At 64.9% G+C, this 16,461-nt stretch carries 12 protein-coding genes; 7 read left to right on the forward strand and 5 right to left on the reverse strand.

Features of this window, described 5'->3' with window-relative positions; all coding sequences use genetic code 11:
- Nucleotides 1–126: 126 nt before the first annotated feature.
- Entirely contained in the window at nt 127–1,641 is a 1,515-nt protein-coding gene (locus A3AC_RS0113780) for an aminotransferase-like domain-containing protein (RefSeq protein ID WP_035475130.1), read from the reverse strand.
- Between the two features lie 215 nt (nt 1,642–1,856).
- Between A3AC_RS0113780 and A3AC_RS0113785 the strand changes: the two genes are divergently transcribed.
- Together A3AC_RS0113785 and A3AC_RS0113790 are read left to right on the forward strand one after the other, a co-directional pair.
- Nucleotides 1,857–2,237: a hypothetical protein gene (locus A3AC_RS0113785; protein WP_025599512.1), complete on the forward strand. Its 381-nt coding sequence runs from the start codon at nt 1,857–1,859 to the stop codon at nt 2,235–2,237.
- 78 nt (nt 2,238–2,315) lie between these two features.
- The gene (locus A3AC_RS0113790) at nt 2,316–2,837 is read left to right on the forward strand and encodes an LEA type 2 family protein (protein WP_025599513.1); all 522 of its coding nucleotides are present in this window, start codon (nt 2,316–2,318) and stop codon (nt 2,835–2,837) included.
- Here the strand turns inward: A3AC_RS0113790 and A3AC_RS0113795 are convergent, their stop codons facing one another.
- The 3 genes from A3AC_RS0113795 to A3AC_RS0113805 all read right to left on the reverse strand — a co-directional run bounded on the left by A3AC_RS0113795 (nt 2,838) and on the right by A3AC_RS0113805 (nt 8,086).
- Nucleotides 2,838–4,016 carry an acetyl-CoA C-acyltransferase gene (locus tag A3AC_RS0113795; protein ID WP_025599514.1) on the reverse strand — a complete coding sequence of 393 codons (1,179 nt, stop codon included), beginning with the start codon at nt 4,014–4,016 and terminating at the stop codon, nt 2,838–2,840.
- A 114-nt stretch (nt 4,017–4,130) separates the two neighbouring features.
- Entirely contained in the window at nt 4,131–6,215 is a 2,085-nt protein-coding gene (locus A3AC_RS0113800) for a 3-hydroxyacyl-CoA dehydrogenase NAD-binding domain-containing protein (RefSeq protein WP_025599515.1), read from the reverse strand.
- A gap of 185 nt (nt 6,216–6,400) precedes the next feature.
- Nucleotides 6,401–8,086 (reverse strand): 3-(methylthio)propionyl-CoA ligase, encoded by a 1,686-nt coding sequence (locus A3AC_RS0113805; protein ID WP_025599516.1) that lies wholly within the window; start codon nt 8,084–8,086, stop codon nt 6,401–6,403.
- Between the two features lie 243 nt (nt 8,087–8,329).
- On the opposite strand from A3AC_RS0113805, the gene A3AC_RS0113815 reads away from it, so the two are divergent.
- The 5 genes from A3AC_RS0113815 to A3AC_RS0113835 all read left to right on the forward strand — a co-directional run bounded on the left by A3AC_RS0113815 (nt 8,330) and on the right by A3AC_RS0113835 (nt 12,289).
- The gene (locus A3AC_RS0113815) at nt 8,330–9,886 is read left to right on the forward strand and encodes a protein adenylyltransferase SelO (RefSeq protein WP_025599519.1); all 1,557 of its coding nucleotides are present in this window, start codon (nt 8,330–8,332) and stop codon (nt 9,884–9,886) included.
- Nucleotides 9,887–9,930: 44 nt separating this feature from the next.
- On the forward strand, nt 9,931–10,353 hold the full coding sequence (msrB, locus tag A3AC_RS0113820; RefSeq protein WP_025599520.1) for a peptide-methionine (R)-S-oxide reductase MsrB: 423 nt from the start codon (nt 9,931–9,933) through the stop codon (nt 10,351–10,353).
- A gap of 301 nt (nt 10,354–10,654) precedes the next feature.
- Nucleotides 10,655–11,185 carry a septation protein A gene (locus A3AC_RS0113825; protein ID WP_025599522.1) on the forward strand — a complete coding sequence of 177 codons (531 nt, stop codon included), beginning with the start codon at nt 10,655–10,657 and terminating at the stop codon, nt 11,183–11,185.
- Nucleotide 11,186: 1 nt separating this feature from the next.
- Entirely contained in the window at nt 11,187–11,498 is a 312-nt protein-coding gene (locus tag A3AC_RS0113830; protein ID WP_025599524.1) for a BolA family protein, read from the forward strand.
- Between the two features lie 11 nt (nt 11,499–11,509).
- Entirely contained in the window at nt 11,510–12,289 is a 780-nt protein-coding gene (locus A3AC_RS0113835; RefSeq protein ID WP_025599526.1) for a peptidylprolyl isomerase, read from the forward strand.
- A gap of 69 nt (nt 12,290–12,358) precedes the next feature.
- Here the strand turns inward: A3AC_RS0113835 and purL are convergent, their stop codons facing one another.
- Nucleotides 12,359–16,453: a phosphoribosylformylglycinamidine synthase gene (gene purL / locus A3AC_RS0113840; protein ID WP_025599527.1), complete on the reverse strand. Its 4,095-nt coding sequence runs from the start codon at nt 16,451–16,453 to the stop codon at nt 12,359–12,361.
- Between the last annotated feature and the right edge of the window lie 8 nt (nt 16,454–16,461).

The following is a 16,461-nucleotide window of genomic DNA, read 5'->3' on the forward strand; positions in this document are numbered from 1 at the left end:
GCGTTTGACGTCGGCGAGTAAGCCAACGGCTCTGATGCCGCGAGCCGTGGCGCTGCGTCAGTGCGAGCGCGTATGCCAGGGCCCTAAGTGCCTCTTCCCTCTTACGCTGTCACACGCTTTACGCTCTCACGCCGCCTGCGTCGACGCGCGCGCCGCCATCGTTGCAGCCAGCCGACCGAGCCTGCGCAGCGCTTCGTCGGCGAGATCGAGGTCCGTGCTCGGGCAACTAAGACGAATGAAGTGATCGAAGCGGCCCGCGTTCGAAAACACCGTGCCCGGCATTACGCGAATGCCCTCGTGCAAAGCGGCATCGAAGAAGGCGGCCGACGACACCACGGGCGGCAACTCGACCCAGAAGAAAATGCCGCCTGCAGGCGGCGTGAAGCGCGTGCCCTCGGGAAAAGACGCACCAAGCACCGCCGACATCCGCTCGCGCTGCAATCTCAACCGGTCCCGCAAGCGCCGCAAATGCCGCTCATACGCGTTGGTCTCCAGGAACTCCGCGAGCACGACTTGCGACAACTGCTCGTTGTGACGCGACTGCGCGAACTTGAGCATGCCGACACGCGGATGCCAGCGCCCGCCGTTGATCCAGCCGATTCGCATCCCGGGCGCGAGCGTCTTGTTGAACGACGTGCAATGGATCACGGTGCCGTCGGTGTCCCACGCCTTGAGCGAACGCAGCGGCTGCGCGCTATCGACGAGTTCGCGATATGGATCGTCCTCGATCAGCGCAATACCCGCCCGTGCGCACAGTTCGACGAGCTTCGCCTTGTGCGAATCGGGCATCACGCTGCCGAGCGGGTTCTGCAGGTTCGGTACGACCACCACGGCCTTGATGTCGGGATGCGTGTGCAGGGCGAACTCGAGTGCCTCGATGGCAAGCCCGGTGCTCGGGCTCGCGGGAATTTCCAGCGCGCGCAGCCCGAGGCTTTCCAGCGCCTGCAACAAGCCGAAGAAGCACGGCGATTCGACGGCGACGGTGTCGCCCGGTTGCGTGACCGCCCGCAACGCGAGATTGACCGCCTCGATGCCGCCGTGCGTCATGATGATGTCGTCCGCGCCGATCTGGATGCCGGCGTCGAGCGCACGGCGCGCAATGATCGCGCGCAACGCCGGATCGCCCTGGTCAGGCCCGGCCGCAGTGAGCAGCGTGGGCCGCCGGCGCAACGCGCGGAGCGCCGCTTTCTGCAACGCGTCGGTTGGATAGAGATCGGGCGAGGCGGTCGCGCCGCCCAGGTTGAACGCGTCCGGATAGCGCTGATATTGCGAGACGATCGCCGAAATAGCCGAATGAATGCCGACGAACTGCGCGGCGCCGGGCACCGTGGCGAGGTCGGGTTCGGACGCGGCGGGCAAGGCGGCGTTCGGCAAAGCGCGCACGAAATAGCCGGCGCGCGGCTGCGCCTCGATCAGCGCTTCACGTTCGAGCACGCGGTAACTCTCGGTCGCTGTCGCGAGGCTCACGCGGTGACGCTGCATGAAGGCGCGCATGGACGGCATGCGCTCGCCGGGACGCAGCACGCCGTGGTGAATCGCGCGACGGTACTGGGCCGCCAGTTGGCGATAGAGCGGCTCACCCGCCGCGTCGTTGGGCGGCGCAAGCTGCGTGACGGTGGGCGCTTTGATGTGCGGTCGCATAGGCTCTAGTGTCTGCATTGCCGACGATCGGCTCATGAGCCGATGGTGCGCACTCCCCGCGCGTCGCGACAGATACACATGCACTGCATTTGGACCGATACAGCACGCGAAACGGCGATTCTGTACCGGTTCAGATGGTGATCGGCTGCGCCTGTTTTCATGGACGCGCGCGCAATAAGCTGGACGGCATGCAAACGGTAATCCAGGAAACGTTCATGTCAGCTCGCGCCAACACCCATGTGCGCCGCCTCGCCGCCGGCCAGGTTGCCCTTCACGACTTGCGCGCACGAAGTAGCATCGTCGCCGTCGAAGGCGATCTGCAGCTCGCGTTCCGCGATCATTCGCTCGCATGGCTCGGCGATGCGGTGGCCCCGACTTCGATCGTGCTGCGCGAAGGCCAGTGCTTCATAGTGCCGCAAAGCGGCGTCGTGTCGATCAGCGCCTTGCAGCCAGAGGCGGCGGCTTTCGCGCTGCAAGCGTCGCACATGGCAGCCAGAATGGCAGCGAGAATGGCAGCGAGAGGCGGCGCGCGGCCTGCGCATGTCGCACGCCGGCTCGCCGCATTTCTGAAGGCGACGCTGCGGCGCGCCGCGTGATGCGTTGTCGCGCGCCCGTCATGGCCCAATATCGCCCGCTACAATGCATGACCTTATCCGCTCTTCGAGGTGCCGGTCATGTCCTTCGTCCGCCTGCTGTTCAGCGCGAGCCTGTGCCGCGTCGCCGCGTTATGCGCTGTTGTTACGCTCACAGCCGGACTCAGCCTCGGACTCGGCGGATGCGCGGGACTGTTCGGCGGCGACCCGTTGCGCGTGAGCGTGGCGGGCATCGAACCGCTCGAAGGCCAAGGTCTCGAGATGCGCTTTGACATCAAGCTGCGCGTGCAGAATCCGAATGAATCGGCGGTCAGCTTCAACGGCGTGTCGCTCGATCTCGAACTGAACGGCAAGTCGTTTGCGAGCGGTGTCAGCGATCAGGGCGGCACAGTGCCGCGCTTCGGCGAAACGGTGCTGCATGTCCCGCTGACGGTGCCCGCGTTCGCCGCGGTGCGCCAGGCGTTCGCATTCGCCGGCGCCGCGCAGTCCGGGCAGGTTCCCTATGTTCTGCGAGGCAAGCTCGCGGGCGGCCCGTTCGGCACCACCCGTTTCGTCGATCAGGGCACGCTCAGCCTACCGATGTCCGGCGCCGCGATGCCGTAATCACGCCACTTCGAAAAGACCTGCGGCGCCCTGCCCGCCGCCGATACACATCGTCACCACGACGAGCTTCGCGCCGCGCCGCTTGCCTTCGATCAGCGCATGTCCGGCGAGGCGCGCGCCCGACACGCCATACGGATGACCCACCGCGATCGCGCCGCCGTTCACATTCAACCGCTCGTGGCCGATGCCGAGCTTGTCCGCGCAATACAGCACCTGCACGGCAAACGCCTCGTTCAGTTCCCACAAGTCGATGTCGTCGACTTTCAGGCCGGCCTGTTTGAGCAGCTTCGGCACCGCGAACACGGGGCCGATGCCCATCTCGTCCGGTTCGCAGCCCGCCACCGCGAAGCCGCGGAAAATGCCGAGCGGCTGCAGACCTTCGCGCTCGGCGACCTTTGCATTCATCACCACGCAAGCCGACGCGCCGTCCGAAAACTGGCTCGCGTTGCCTGCGGTAATGACGCCGCCGGGCAGCGCCGTGCGGATCTTCGACACGCCTTCGAGCGTGGTGTCCGCGCGAATGCCCTCGTCGCCGCTCACGGTGACTTCCTTCGTATAGAGACGCCCGGTCGCCTTGTCGGCGACGCCCGCGAGCACGGTCAACGGCACGATCTCGTCCTTGAAGCGTCCGGCTTCCAGCGCGGCCGCGGCGCGCTGCTGTGAGCGCACACCATATTCGTCCTGGCGTTCCTTCGAAATCGCATAGCGTTTCGCGACGTTCTCCGCGGTCTGCAACATCGACCAGTAGATTTCCGGCTTGTTCTCGCTCAGCCAGCCCTCGGTCATCATGTGGCGGTTCATTTCGTTCTGCACGCACGAGATGGACTCGACGCCGCCCGCGACGAACACGTCGCCTTCGCCGGCAATCACTCGTTGCGCGGCGAGCGCGATAGTTTGCAATCCCGACGAACAGAAACGGTTCACCGTCATGCCCGGCACGCTGACCGGCAAGCCAGCGCGCAACGCAATCTGCCGCGCGATGTTCATGCCCGTCGCGCCTTCGGGATTCGCGCAACCCATGATCACGTCCTCGACGCGCGCCGGGTCGAGCTTCGCGCGCTCGACGACAGCCTTCGTCACGTGGCCGCCGAGCGTTGCGCCGTGGGTCATGTTGAAACCGCCGCGCCACGACTTGGCGAGCCCCGTGCGGGCGGTCGATACGATTACGGCGTCAGTCATGCAAGTCTCCTGCGTGTCAATGTCGACGGTGGCGCACGCGACGATGCGCGGCAATGGCTTGCGTCACCTCAGTGGTTCGTTCAGTGGTTCAATATGGGCGGCTTATGCGCCCCGTCAGCCGTTAAAACCGCGGCCCGTTGCGGCGAGTTGGGCGATGCTCGGGGCGAGTTGCCACGCTTCGCCATTCGACTGCGCTGCATAGCGGCGTATCGCGCGCTCCACGTTGTATAGACCGATGGTATCCGCGTACAGCATCGGGCCGCCGCGATGGAGCGGGAAGCCGTAGCCCGTCAGATAGACCATGTCGATGTCCGACGCCTTCGATGCAATGCCTTCTTCCAGAATCTTCGCGCCCTCGTTCACGAGCGCAAACACGAGACGTTCGACGATCTCCTCGTCGCCGATCTTGCGGCGCTCGGTGCCGGTTTCCTTCGAGTAGGCGACGATCATCTCGTCGACCAGTTTCGACGGATGCGCGGTGCGGTCGCCCGGCTTGTAGTCGTACCAGCCGCCGCCGGTCTTCTGGCCGAAGCGCCCCGTCTCGCACAGGCGGTCGGCGATCTTCGAGTAGTGCATGTCAGGCTGTTCCTGATAGCGGCGCTTGCGGATAGCCCAGCCGATGTCGTTGCCGGCCAGGTCGCTCATGCGGAACGGGCCCATTGCGAAGCCGAATTTCTCGATGGCGCGGTCCACCTGTGCGGGCAGCGCGCCTTCCTCCAGCATGAAGAGCGCCTGGCGGATGTACTGTTCGATCATCCGGTTGCCGATAAAGCCGTCGCACACGCCCGACACCACCGCCGTTTTCCTGATCTTCCTGGCGAGCTTCATGACGGTGGCGAGCACGTCTTTCGCGGTCTCCTTGCCGCGCACCACTTCGAGCAGCTTCATCACATTGGCCGGGCTGAAGAAATGCATGCCGACCACATCTTGCGGACGCTTCGTGAACCCGGCGATCCGGTTCACGTCGAGCGTCGACGTATTGGACGCGAGAATCGCACCTGGCCTGGCGATTTCGTCGAGGCGCCGGAACACCTGCTCCTTCACGCCGAGTTCCTCGAACACCGCTTCGACGATCAGATCCGCGGTCTTCAGGTCGTCATAGGAAAGCGTGGGCGTGATGAGCGCCATGCGCTCCTCCAATGCCTCGGGCTTGAGCTTGCCCTTCTTCACGCTCGCTTCGTAGTTGTTGCGGATCGTGGCAAGGCCCCGATCGAGCGCTTCCTGCTTCATCTCGAGCAGCGTGACCGGAATGCCCGCGTTGACGAAGTTCATGGCGATGCCGCCGCCCATCGTGCCCGCGCCGATCACGGCGACCTGGCGGATCTCGCGCACCGGCGTATCGGCCGGCACATCCGGGATCTTGCTGGCCGCGCGTTCGCCGAAGAACGCATGGCGCAGCGCGCGGCTCTCGGGCGTTTGCACGAGCGCGGCGAAGCACTCGCGCTCGACTGCGAGGCCCTTGTCGAAGCCGTGTTTCACGCCGGCGTCCACCGCGTCGATGCATTTGAGCGGCGCGGGAAAATGCTTCGCGACAGCCGCGACGCTATTGCGCGCGAACTGGAGAAAACCCTCGGCGTTTGGATGCTCGATCTTGCGCTCGCGCACTTTCGGATGCGGGCCTTCTTTTGCCCCCACCTTGCGCGCGAAGGCGAGCGCCGCCGCGGCGAGATCGCCTTCTACGAGTTCGTCGAAGAGGCCAGAGCCTGCGAGCTTCTGCGAGTCGACAGGCGCGCCGGACACGATCATGTTGAGCGCGGATTCGAGGCCGATGGCGCGCGGCAGACGCTGCGTGCCGCCCGCGCCCGGCAGAATGCCGAGCTTCACTTCGGGCAACGCGATCTGCGCGCCCGGCGCGGCGACGCGGTACTGCGCGCCGAGCGCGAGTTCGAGGCCGCCGCCCATCGCCACACTGTGAATCGCCGCGACGACCGGCTTCGGGCTCGCTTCCACCGCCTTGATGACCGTGGCGAGCGTCGGCTCCTGCGTCGCTTTCGGTGTATTGAATTCGGTGATGTCCGCGCCGCCGGAGAAGGCCTTGCCCGCGCCCGTCAGCACGATAGCCTTGATGGCCGGGTCGCGCTGCGCGCGCTCGATGCCCTCCATGATCCCCGCGCGAGTCGACAGCCCGAGGCCGTTGACCGGAGGATTATTCAGCGTGATGACGGCCACGCCGTCATGGGTTGTGTAGTCCACTGCCATCTGCCTGCCTCCGTGCGATGCGTCGCATCCATGAGATGAGGCGGCGCGCTATGCGCCGCCCGTACGGTTCACCGAGCCGATGAATCATCCAGCTCTAATGCGCCGACCTTCGCATTTAGCTTAGCTCGGCGGCTCCCGTGTCAGCAGGCAGAATACACAAAAAAGCACGCTCGTTCAATTTATCGTCAGGCGGGGTTTCCCCTGGCGAGCGGGCACTCTCCGCCGTGCATGGCGTCTTCCAGCGCCGAAGGCAGCACGTGGTCTCGAAAGATCTCGCGCAGTTTGAGCTTTTGCAGCTTGCCGGTGGCCGTATGCGGCAATTCGTCGACGAACACGACGTCGTCGGGAATCCACCACTTGGCCACCTTGCCGTTGTAGAAGGCGAGCAGTTCTTCGCGCGTCAGCTCGTGGCCCGCGCGCCGGACCACGACAAGAAGTGGCCGCTCGGTCCACTTTGGATGCGCGCACGCGATGCAGGCGGCCTCCGCGACGGCCGGGTGAGCAATCGCGACGTTCTCCACGTCGATCGAACTGATCCATTCGCCGCCTGACTTGATGACGTCCTTCGAGCGGTCGGTGATCTGCAGGAAACCGTCGCGGTCGATGGTCGCGACGTCGCCGGTCGGAAACCAGCCGTCCACGAGCGGCGAGTCGTCCTTGCGGAAATAGCGGTCGATCACCCACGGTCCGCGCACGTAAAGATCTCCAAATGCGACGCCGTCCCACGGCAACTCTTTGCCGTCATCGCCGACGATCTTCATATCGACGCCATAGAGCGCATGCCCCTGCTTCTCCAGCAGCTTGCGCTGCTCCGCCACGGGCCGCTGCGATTGCTCCCACGTGAGCTTCGACAGCGTCCCGAGCGGCGACATCTCCGTCATGCCCCATGCATGAATGACCTGCACGCCGTAGTCGTCGAGGAAGGTGCGCAGCATCGCGGGCGGACATGCGGAGCCGCCGATCACCGTGCGCTCGAGCGACGAAAAACGCGAGCCGGTCTCGCGCAGATGGTTGAGGAGACCCAGCCAGACGGTCGGCACGCCCGCCGAATACGTGACGCGTTCGCGCTCCATCAGTTCAAAGAGCGACTTGCCGTCGAGATCCTTGCCGGGGAACACGAGCTTCGCGCCGGTGAGCGGTGCAGCGTGCGGAATGCCCCATGCGTTCACATGAAACATAGGCACGACCGGCAGCACCGAATCGCGCGCGGACAGACCCATTGCGTCGGGCAAGGACGCGCCGAACGCGTGCAGTACCGTCGAGCGATGCGAGTACAGCGCGCCTTTCGGATTGCCGGTAGTGCCCGACGTATAGCAGAGATACGAGGCCTCGCGCTCGTCGATGAGCGGCCATTCGAAATCGCCGTCCTGCGCCTCGACCAGCGTTTCGTAACTGAGCGCGGGCGTTTGCATCGCGGGCAGATGCGCTTCGTCGGCGAGCGCGATCCAGCCGCGCACTTTGGGACACTGCGGCGCGAGCACGTCGACGAGCGACGCGAACGTGGTGTCGAAGAGCACATAGGTGTCGTCGGCGTGATTGACGATGTAGGCGATCTGCTCGGGAAAGAGGCGCGGATTGATCGTGTGGCAGACGGCGCCGAAGCCGGTCGTGCCGTAATAGGTTTCGAGATGCCGGTAGCCGTTCCAGGCGAGCGTCGCGACGCGCTCGCCCGGCTGAACGCCGAGCGCGATGAGTGCCTGTGCAAGCTGCTTCGCGCGCCGTTCGCAGTCGCGATAGGTATAACGGTGGATGTCGCCTTCAATGCGCCGCGACACAATCTCGGCGCTGCCGAAATGCCGCGCGGCGTGCGCAAGCAGCGAGGACACGGTGAGGGGCACGTCCATCATCTGGCCAAGCAGCGGCATCGTCATAAAGAGTTGTCTCCTCGCCTTTTTTGTTTCAGGGAGTGCTGATCGGAAAGCGCCGTTCGCAACGCCGGTCGCAACGCGGTTTGCAAATGCGCCGGCCCGGCAATGAAATTGCTGCAGCTCACGACAGAAGCCGGCGCGTCGGCGGCATCGTCCTGCTTGCGCCGCCGGACAGCGCACCGGCAGGCCCGCCAGCAGCGCCGCGGGTGCGGACTTACAATATCGGTTAATAGTGAGGCGCTCAACATGTCGTTTTCCCCAAGCATTGCAGGCTCGTACGGGCCTTTGGCGGCACTTTCCGAAGCTCTTTTCACCTCCACCGAAAACGCGTTCGCGCGGCTCGGCAGCACATTTCTCACACGCCTGCCGGCCACGCCGCTCAGCGCGCCTTACCTTGTCGGTTTCTCTGCGGAGACCGCGGCCATGCTCGGTCTGGAGCCGGGCCTCGAAAAAGATCCGGCGTTCGCCGAGCTGTTTTCGGGCAACGCCACGCGCGAGTGGCCGGCCGAGGCGCTGCCGTATGCATCCGTGTATTCGGGGCATCAGTTCGGTGTGTGGGCGGGTCAGCTCGGCGACGGCCGCGCGCTTGGACTCGGCGAAGTGGAACACGACGGAAAGCGTTACGAACTGCAACTGAAAGGCGCGGGCCGCACGCCCTATTCGCGCATGGGCGACGGGCGCGCGGTGCTGCGCTCGTCGATTCGCGAGTTCCTGTGCTCCGAGGCGATGCATCATCTGGGCATTCCGACCACGCGCGCCCTCTGCGTGATCGGTTCGGACCAGCCGGTGCGGCGCGAGGAGATAGAAACCGCCGCGGTGGTGACGCGCGTCGCGCCGAGCTTCGTGCGCTTCGGGCACTTCGAGCACTTCTATTCGAACGATCGCACGGACGCGCTGCGCGCGCTTGCGGACCATGTCATCGAGCGCTTCTACCCGCATTGCCGCGAAGCCGACGATCCCTATCTCGCGCTGCTGAACGAAGCGGTTTTATCGACCGCGGATCTGATGGTCGAATGGCAGGCGGTGGGCTTTTGCCACGGCGTCATGAATACGGACAACATGTCGATCCTCGGCCTCACGATCGACTACGGTCCGTTCGGCTTCATGGACGGCTTCGACGCCGGCTACATCTGCAATCACTCCGATTCGCAGGGCCGTTATGCGTACCGGATGCAACCGCAGATCGCGTACTGGAATCTGTTCTGCCTTGCGCAAGGGCTGCTGCCGCTGCTCGGAGAACGATATGAGGAGAGTGTGCGCAGCGACAAATCGATCGAAGACGCGCAGCGGGTGCTCGGCGGTTTCAAGGACCGCTTTGGTCCCGCGCTCGAGCGTCGCATGATGGCGAAGCTCGGGCTCGCAACCGAGCGCGAGGGCGATGCGTCGCTCGCGAACCGCCTCTTCGACGTCATGCACGCGAATCGCGCGGACTTCACGCTGACGTTCCGGAATCTCGCTCGCGTCTCCAGGCACGACGCGAGCGGCGACGCGCCGGTGCGCGATCTGTTCCTCGACCGCGCCGCCTTCGACGCGTGGGCGAACGACTACCGCGCGCGCCTGTCCCATGAAACACGCGACGACGCCGCGCGCGCCATTGCAATGAATCGGGTCAACCCCAAATTCGTGCTTCGCAATCATCTGGCGGAAACGGCGATCCGTCGCGCGAAAGAGAAGGACTTTTCCGAACTGGAGCGTCTGGCCGCCGTGCTGCGCCGTCCGTTCGACGAACAGCCCGAGCATGAAGCGTATGCCGGCTTGCCGCCCGACTGGGCAAGCTCGCTGGAAGTGAGCTGCTCGTCCTGACGCGCCGGGCGCGCTCCCATCACAAGCCTGAGACAGAACCGACCATGAACAATCCCGACGACCTCAAACACGACGCCCCCGCAGTGCAGAAAGACGACGCGGAGTGGCGCAAGCAGCTGTCCGACATCGAATATCAGGTGACGCGCCACGCGGCCACCGAGCGCCCGTTCACCGGCCGCTATCACGATCACTGGGAACGCGGCGTCTACGACTGCGTCTGTTGCGGCACGCCGCTCTTCGAATCGGACACCAAGTTCGACGCCGGTTGCGGCTGGCCGAGCTACTTCAAGCCGATCAACGGCGAGGTGATCGCCGAAAAAACCGACCGCTCGCACGGCATGCTGCGCATCGAGGTGCAATGCAAGAACTGCGGCGCGCATCTGGGCCATGTCTTCGAAGACGGTCCGGCGCCGACCGGTCTTCGCTACTGCATCAATTCGGCTGCGTTACAATTCGAGCCCAAGTAACGCAGCGCGGCGGGTTGTGCGCGGCCTCAGCCGGACCGGCCGATGGACGGTCGGGCCTTGCGGCCAGGGTGGACGTGAAGCTCAGCCTCACGGCCACAGGTGGCTGGCGCGCGTCGTGCGTCGTGCGACGAAAGTACCAACGCGGGGCCCGCGGCGCGAGGCAGTTCGCCGCGCGCGGGTTGCGCGAGGCAAATCGTGCTGCCGCCTGCCATTGCGACTGCAGCACACAAGCCGCGCCGCCCGCACTGCACTGCACTGCACCGTTGCCCCTCCGACCCACTCTCCGAGTTCCCGTCCAGAAATGAAATTCCTGTTCGATCTGTTCCCGATCATCCTGTTCTTCGTCGCCTTCAAGCTGTGGGGCATCTTCACGGCGACGGCAGTGGCGATCGTCGCCACGCTGGTACAGATCGCGTGGGTCGCCTTCCGGCACCGCAAGGTGGACGCGATGCTGTGGGTCAGCCTCGGCGTGGTCACCGTGTTCGGCGGCGCGACCCTCGTGCTGCATAACGACACCTTCATCAAATGGAAGCCGACCGTGCTGTACTGGGCTTTCTCCGTGGTGCTGATCGTCTCGCAACTCGCCTTCAGCAAGAACCTGATCGAAGCGATGATGGGCAAGCAGATCACGCTGCCGCACGCGATCTGGGGCAAGCTGAACATCATCTGGTCGATCTTTTTCGTGCTGCTCGGCCTGCTCAATCTGTTCGTCGCGTACAACTACACGACCGACCAGTGGGTCAATTTCAAACTGTTCGGCGCGACCGGCTGTCTGGTGGTGTTTATCGTCGGACAAAGCTTGTGGCTGTCCAAGTACATGAAGGAGGAATGACATGAGCGACGCGTTCATGCACGCCACTACCGCCGAGCGCGCGGCGCTGATCGAGGCGCGCCTCACGGCCGCGCTCGCGCCCATCGCGTCGATCCAGATCACCGACGACAGCGCGCAGCACGCCGGCCACGCGGGCGCCGCTGCCGGCGGTCATTTCAGCGTCACCATCGTGGCTGCCGCGTTCGCCGGCAAGCCCCGCGTGGCGCGGCATCGCATGGTGTATGATGCGCTGGCCGATGCCATGCAGCGCGGCATTCATGCCCTTGCAATCACGGCTTACACGCCCGAAGAATTCGCTTTGTTGCCCCGCTAGGAAAACTTCCGATGACCTTGAAGAAAACCCGCCTTTGGGTACTGCTGGCTGCGTTCGCGGCCGCACCTGCATTCGCACAGAACATCGCCGTCGTGAACGGCACGCCGATTCCGAAGGCGCGCGCCGACGCGCTGATCGACCAACTGGTTCATCAAGGCCAGCAAAAGACGCCGCAATTGGAAATGGCGGTGCGTGAAGAACTCGTGAACCGCGAAGTGCTGATGCAGGAAGCACTGCGCCGCGGTCTGCAAAATCGTCCGGACATCAAGGCGCAGATCGCCGTTGCTCAGCAAACCGTCGTGCTGCGCGCGCTGATCGAAGACTTCGTGAAGAAGAACACGCCGACCGACGCCGAAGTCACCGCGCGCTACAACGCGCTCGTCAAGGACGCCGGCGGCAAGGAATACCATCTGCACCACATCCTCGTCGACAACGAGCAGCAGGCCAAAGACCTGATCGCGAAGATCAAGGGCGGCGCGAGCTTCGAAGACCTCGCAAAGCAATACTCGAAGGACCCGGGCTCGGGCAAGAACGGCGGCGACCTCGACTGGTCGGATCCAAAGGCCTACGTGCCTGAGTTCGCGGACGCGGCCACGCATCTGCAGAAAGGCCAGATGAGCGACACGCCGGTGCACACGCAATTCGGCTGGCACATCATTCGTGTCGACGACGTGCGCAACATCACGCCGCCGCCGCTCGAGCAGGTGCGCCCGCAAATCGTGCAGCAGATCCAGCAGGAAAAGCTGCAAGCGTTCGAGGAAGGTTTGCGCAAGAACGCGAAGATTCAGTAAGCCGATCCGTTTGCTGCGTCAAGCAATGAAAAAAGCCGCCCTCGGGCGGCTTTTTGCTTGATGCGCCTATCAGCCCAACCAGCGCCGGGCGTTCTGGAACACGCGCAGCCACGGGCTGGCGTCGGACGCGCCCTCGCCCCAGCCTTCCGGATGCCAGCTCATCTGCACTGCGCGGTGCACGCGCTCGGTGTGCGGCATCAGCACGGTGAAACGGCCGTCCGCCGTGGTGACGGACGTAATGCCGTCCGGCGAGCCGTTCGGGTTGAACGGATACTGCTCGGTTGCCTGACCGCGATGGTCGACATAACGCATCGCCACCGCGACTTTCGACGCATCGCCCTGCTGCGAGAAGTCCGCATAACCCTCGCCGTGCGCGACCGCCACCGGAATCCGCGAGCCTTCCATGCCGGTGAAGAAAATGGATGGCGACGCCTCGACCTGCACCAGCGAGAAACGCGCTTCGAATTTCTCCGACTTGTTGCGCGTGAACTTCGGCCACGCTTCCGCGCCTGGGATCATCGATGCGAGGCTGCTCATCATCTGACAGCCGTTGCAGATGCCGAGCGCGAACGTGTCCTTGCGGCCGAAGAACGCCGCGAACATGTCGGCCAGCTGCGCGTTGAAGCGGATCGCCTTCGCCCAGCCTTCGCCTGCGCCGAGCGTATCGCCGTACGAGAAGCCGCCGCATGCGACAGCGCCCGCGAAGTCCGCGAGATTGGCGCGCCCCGCGAGCAGGTCGCTCATGTGCACGTCGTGCGCGTCGAAGCCCGCGCGGTCGAACGCATAGGCCGTTTCGAGGTGCGAGTTCACGCCCTGCTCGCGCAGAATCGCCACCCGCGGACGCGCGCTTTTGCCGACGTAAGGCGCGGCGACGTCTTCAGCCGGATCGAAGGTCAGCACCGGCGTGATGCCCGGGTCGGCCGCATCGAGCAGCGTGTCGTATTCCGCATCGGCGCAGGCGGGATTGTCGCGCAGACGCGAAATGCGCCAGCTCACCTCGCTCCACGCGCGATGCAGTTCGACGCGCGGCGCTTCATACACTTTCTTCGCATCGCGATAAATTTCGATGACGTCGCGGTCATTGGTCTTGCCGATCACGTGCGAGCACGCCGACAGGCCATGCTCGCGCAACACGCCGAGCACCGCGTCGCGATCGGCCGCGCGCACCTGAACGACCGCGCCAAGCTCTTCGGTGAAGAGCGCGCGGATCGTGCGGTCTTCGCGACGGCCGCTCGTCTGTTTCGCCCAATCTTTAGCGTCGCCGTAATCGGACTCGTGGTGCGGGTCGAGCACCAGCATGTCGACGTTCAGCGACACGCCCACGTGACCCGCGAACGCCATTTCGCACACCGTTGCCCAGAAACCGCCATCGGAGCGGTCGTGGTAGGCGAGCAGCTTGCCGTCCGCGTTCAGCGACTGGATTGCGTTGAAGAAGCGCTTCAGGTCTTCTGGATCGTCGACATCCGGCACCGTGTCGCCGATCTGCTGCGTGACCTGCGCGAAGATGCTGCCGCCCAGACGATGCTTGCCGCGGCCGAGGTCGATTGCGATCAGAACCGAGTCGCCCACGCCGCCCGCGCCGCTTGTGCGGCGCAGTTGCGGCGTAAGGTGGCGACGCACGTCTTCGACCGGCGCGAATGCCGAGATGATGAGCGACACCGGCGCGACGACTTCTTTCGCCACACCGCGCTCTTCCCACTTGGTGCGCATGGACAGCGAGTCTTTGCCGACCGGAATGCTGATGCCGAGCGCCGGGCACAGCTCCATGCCGATCGCCTTGACCGTGTCGTAGAGCGCCGCGTCTTCGCCGGGCGCGCCGCAGGCGGCCATCCAGTTCGCCGACAGCTTGAGCTTGTCGAGCGACGCTATCGGCGCGGCCGCGATATTCGTGACCGCCTCGCCGACCGCCATGCGGCCCGACGCCGGCGCATTGATGACGGCGAGCGGCGTGCGCTCGGCCATGGTCATGGCCTCGCCGCGGAAGCCCGCGTAGTCCATGGTCGTAATCGCGACGTCCGCGACGGGCACCTGCCACGGGCCGACCATCTGGTCGCGCGCGGTCGTGCCGCCCACCGAACGGTCGCCGATGGTGATCAGAAACGACTTGCTCGCGACCGTTGGATGACGCAGCACGCTCACCGCCACTTCGGAGAGCGCGATGCCGGTTACATCAACCGGCTGCAGCGTCGGCTCGACACGCTTCACGTCGCGATGCATGCGCGGCGCCTTGCCGAGCAGCACTTCCATGGGCATGTCGACCGGCTGATGCGCGTTGTCGTCCTTCAGTTCGGGATCGATCAGCTTCAGCTGACGCTCTGCGGTGGCGGTGCCGATCACCGCAAACGGGCAGCGCTCGCGCTCGCACATGGCCGCGAAGGCCTGCAGATCAGCAGGCGCGATGGCGAGCACATAGCGCTCCTGCGCCTCGTTCGACCAGATTTCGCGCGGCGACAGGCCGCTTTCCTCAAGCTGGATCTTGCGCAGATCGAAAAGCGCGCCCTTGCCCGCGCCGTCGACCACTTCCGGAAAGGCGTTCGACAAGCCGCCCGCTCCCACGTCGTGAATGCTCAGAATCGGGTTCTTGTCGCCCAACTGCCAGCAGGCGTTGATGACTTCCTGCGCGCGCCGCTCGATTTCCGGATTGCCGCGCTGCACCGAGTCGAAGTCGAGCTCGGCTGTGTTCGTGCCGGTCGCCATGGAACTCGCCGCGCCGCCGCCCATGCCGATGCGCATGCCCGGGCCGCCGATCTGGATCAGCAGCGACCCTTCCGGTAAGTCGTGCTTGTGCGTGTGCTGGTCCGAAATATTGCCGATGCCGCCCGCGATCATGATCGGCTTGTGATAGCCGCGAACGAGACCGGCCACATTCTGCTCATAGGCGCGGAAATAGCCGCCCAGATTCGGCCGGCCGAACTCGTTGTTAAAGGCGGCGCCGCCGAGCGGTCCGTCGATCATGATCTGCAGCGGCGAAGCGATGCGGTCGGGGCGGCCATACGCCTCATGCTTGTCGTGCGGATTGCGATGCGCGAGCGGCACCGCGACATCGCGCGCGTTTTCCCATGCTTCGACGCCGTCCGGCAATTCCAGGTTCGATACCGTGAAGCCCGTCAGGCCCGCCTTCGGACGCGCGCCGCGGCCGGTCGCGCCTTCGTCGCGGATTTCGCCGCCCGCGCCGGTCGCGGCGCCGGGGAACGGCGAGATCGCGGTCGGGTGGTTGTGCGTTTCCACCTTCATCAGCGTGTGCGTAAGCTCGACGCTGCGGCGGTAGTGCTCGGGCAGTTCGTTTTCGCCCAGCTGCTCGGGCGTGCGCGGGAACCAGCGCTCCGCCATGCCGCCCGCCATGATCGCCGAGTTGTCCGAATAGGCGACGATCGTGCCTTGCGGATTGAGCTTCTCGGTATTGCGGATCATGTTGAAGAGCGAGATGTCCTGCTTCTCGCCGTCGATGGTCCATTCCGCATTGAAAATCTTGTGGCGGCAGTGCTCGCTGTTGGCCTGGGCGAACATCATCAGCTCGACGTCGGTCGGATTGCGGCCGAGTTTCGTGAACGCGTCGACGAGGTAATCGATCTCGTCTTCGGCAAGCGCGAGGCCCAACTCCGCGTTCGCAGTGACGAGCGCGTCGCGGCCGCGGGCGAGCACATCCACGGTTTGCAGCGGCTTGGCCGGCAGTTCGTCGAACAGATGCAGCGCGTGATCGCGCGACGGCGCGACGCTTTCGGTCATGCGGTCGTGCAACGCGGCGGCGACGGCTTCGCGCGCTTCGTCGGAGAGCGCCTTCTTGCCGCCGAGCAGACCGCTTTTCAAAGTGACCGTGTACTCGACGCCGCGCTCGATGCGGCGCACCTGCGTGAGCCCGCACAGATGCGCGATGTCCGTTGCCTTGCTCGCCCACGGCGACACCGTGCCAAAGCGCGGCACGACGAGAAACGTTTCGGCCGCGCCGCGCTCCCTGGTTTCCTCGAGCGGATGGCCGTAGTGCATCAGCGCCTCGATCTTCGCGTTGTCTTCAGCGGAAAGAGGGCTCTGCGCGTTGACGAAGTGCAGATATTGCCCGCGCACGCCCGTAATGTTCGGGTCGATGCGCGTAAGCGTTTCGAGCAGGCGGGTTTGACGGAAATCGGAAAGGGCCGAAGCGCCGGGGAAACACGAGAAGTGGGCCATGGACTTGA

Origin of the sequence: Burkholderia sp. WSM2230 (genome assembly GCF_000472445.1) — a bacterium.
Classification (GTDB): Bacteria; Pseudomonadota; Gammaproteobacteria; order Burkholderiales; family Burkholderiaceae; genus Paraburkholderia.

Excerpts from the sequence above, each read along its gene's own strand:
- A3AC_RS0113780 (WP_035475130.1), bottom strand. The coding sequence starts at position 1,641 with ATGCGACCGCACATCAAAGCGCCCACCGTCACGCAGCTTGCGCCGCCC.
- A3AC_RS0113785 (WP_025599512.1), top strand. The coding sequence starts at position 1,857 with ATGTCAGCTCGCGCCAACACCCATGTGCGCCGCCTCGCCGCCGGCCAG.
- A3AC_RS0113790 (WP_025599513.1), top strand. The coding sequence starts at position 2,316 with ATGTCCTTCGTCCGCCTGCTGTTCAGCGCGAGCCTGTGCCGCGTCGCC.
- A3AC_RS0113795 (WP_025599514.1), bottom strand. The coding sequence starts at position 4,016 with ATGACTGACGCCGTAATCGTATCGACCGCCCGCACGGGGCTCGCCAAG.
- A3AC_RS0113800 (WP_025599515.1), bottom strand. The coding sequence starts at position 6,215 with ATGGCAGTGGACTACACAACCCATGACGGCGTGGCCGTCATCACGCTG.
- A3AC_RS0113805 (WP_025599516.1), bottom strand. The coding sequence starts at position 8,086 with ATGACGATGCCGCTGCTTGGCCAGATGATGGACGTGCCCCTCACCGTG.
- A3AC_RS0113815 (WP_025599519.1), top strand. The coding sequence starts at position 8,330 with ATGTCGTTTTCCCCAAGCATTGCAGGCTCGTACGGGCCTTTGGCGGCA.
- msrB (WP_025599520.1), top strand. The coding sequence starts at position 9,931 with ATGAACAATCCCGACGACCTCAAACACGACGCCCCCGCAGTGCAGAAA.
- A3AC_RS0113825 (WP_025599522.1), top strand. The coding sequence starts at position 10,655 with ATGAAATTCCTGTTCGATCTGTTCCCGATCATCCTGTTCTTCGTCGCC.
- A3AC_RS0113830 (WP_025599524.1), top strand. The coding sequence starts at position 11,187 with ATGAGCGACGCGTTCATGCACGCCACTACCGCCGAGCGCGCGGCGCTG.
- A3AC_RS0113835 (WP_025599526.1), top strand. The coding sequence starts at position 11,510 with ATGACCTTGAAGAAAACCCGCCTTTGGGTACTGCTGGCTGCGTTCGCG.
- purL (WP_025599527.1), bottom strand. The coding sequence starts at position 16,453 with ATGGCCCACTTCTCGTGTTTCCCCGGCGCTTCGGCCCTTTCCGATTTC.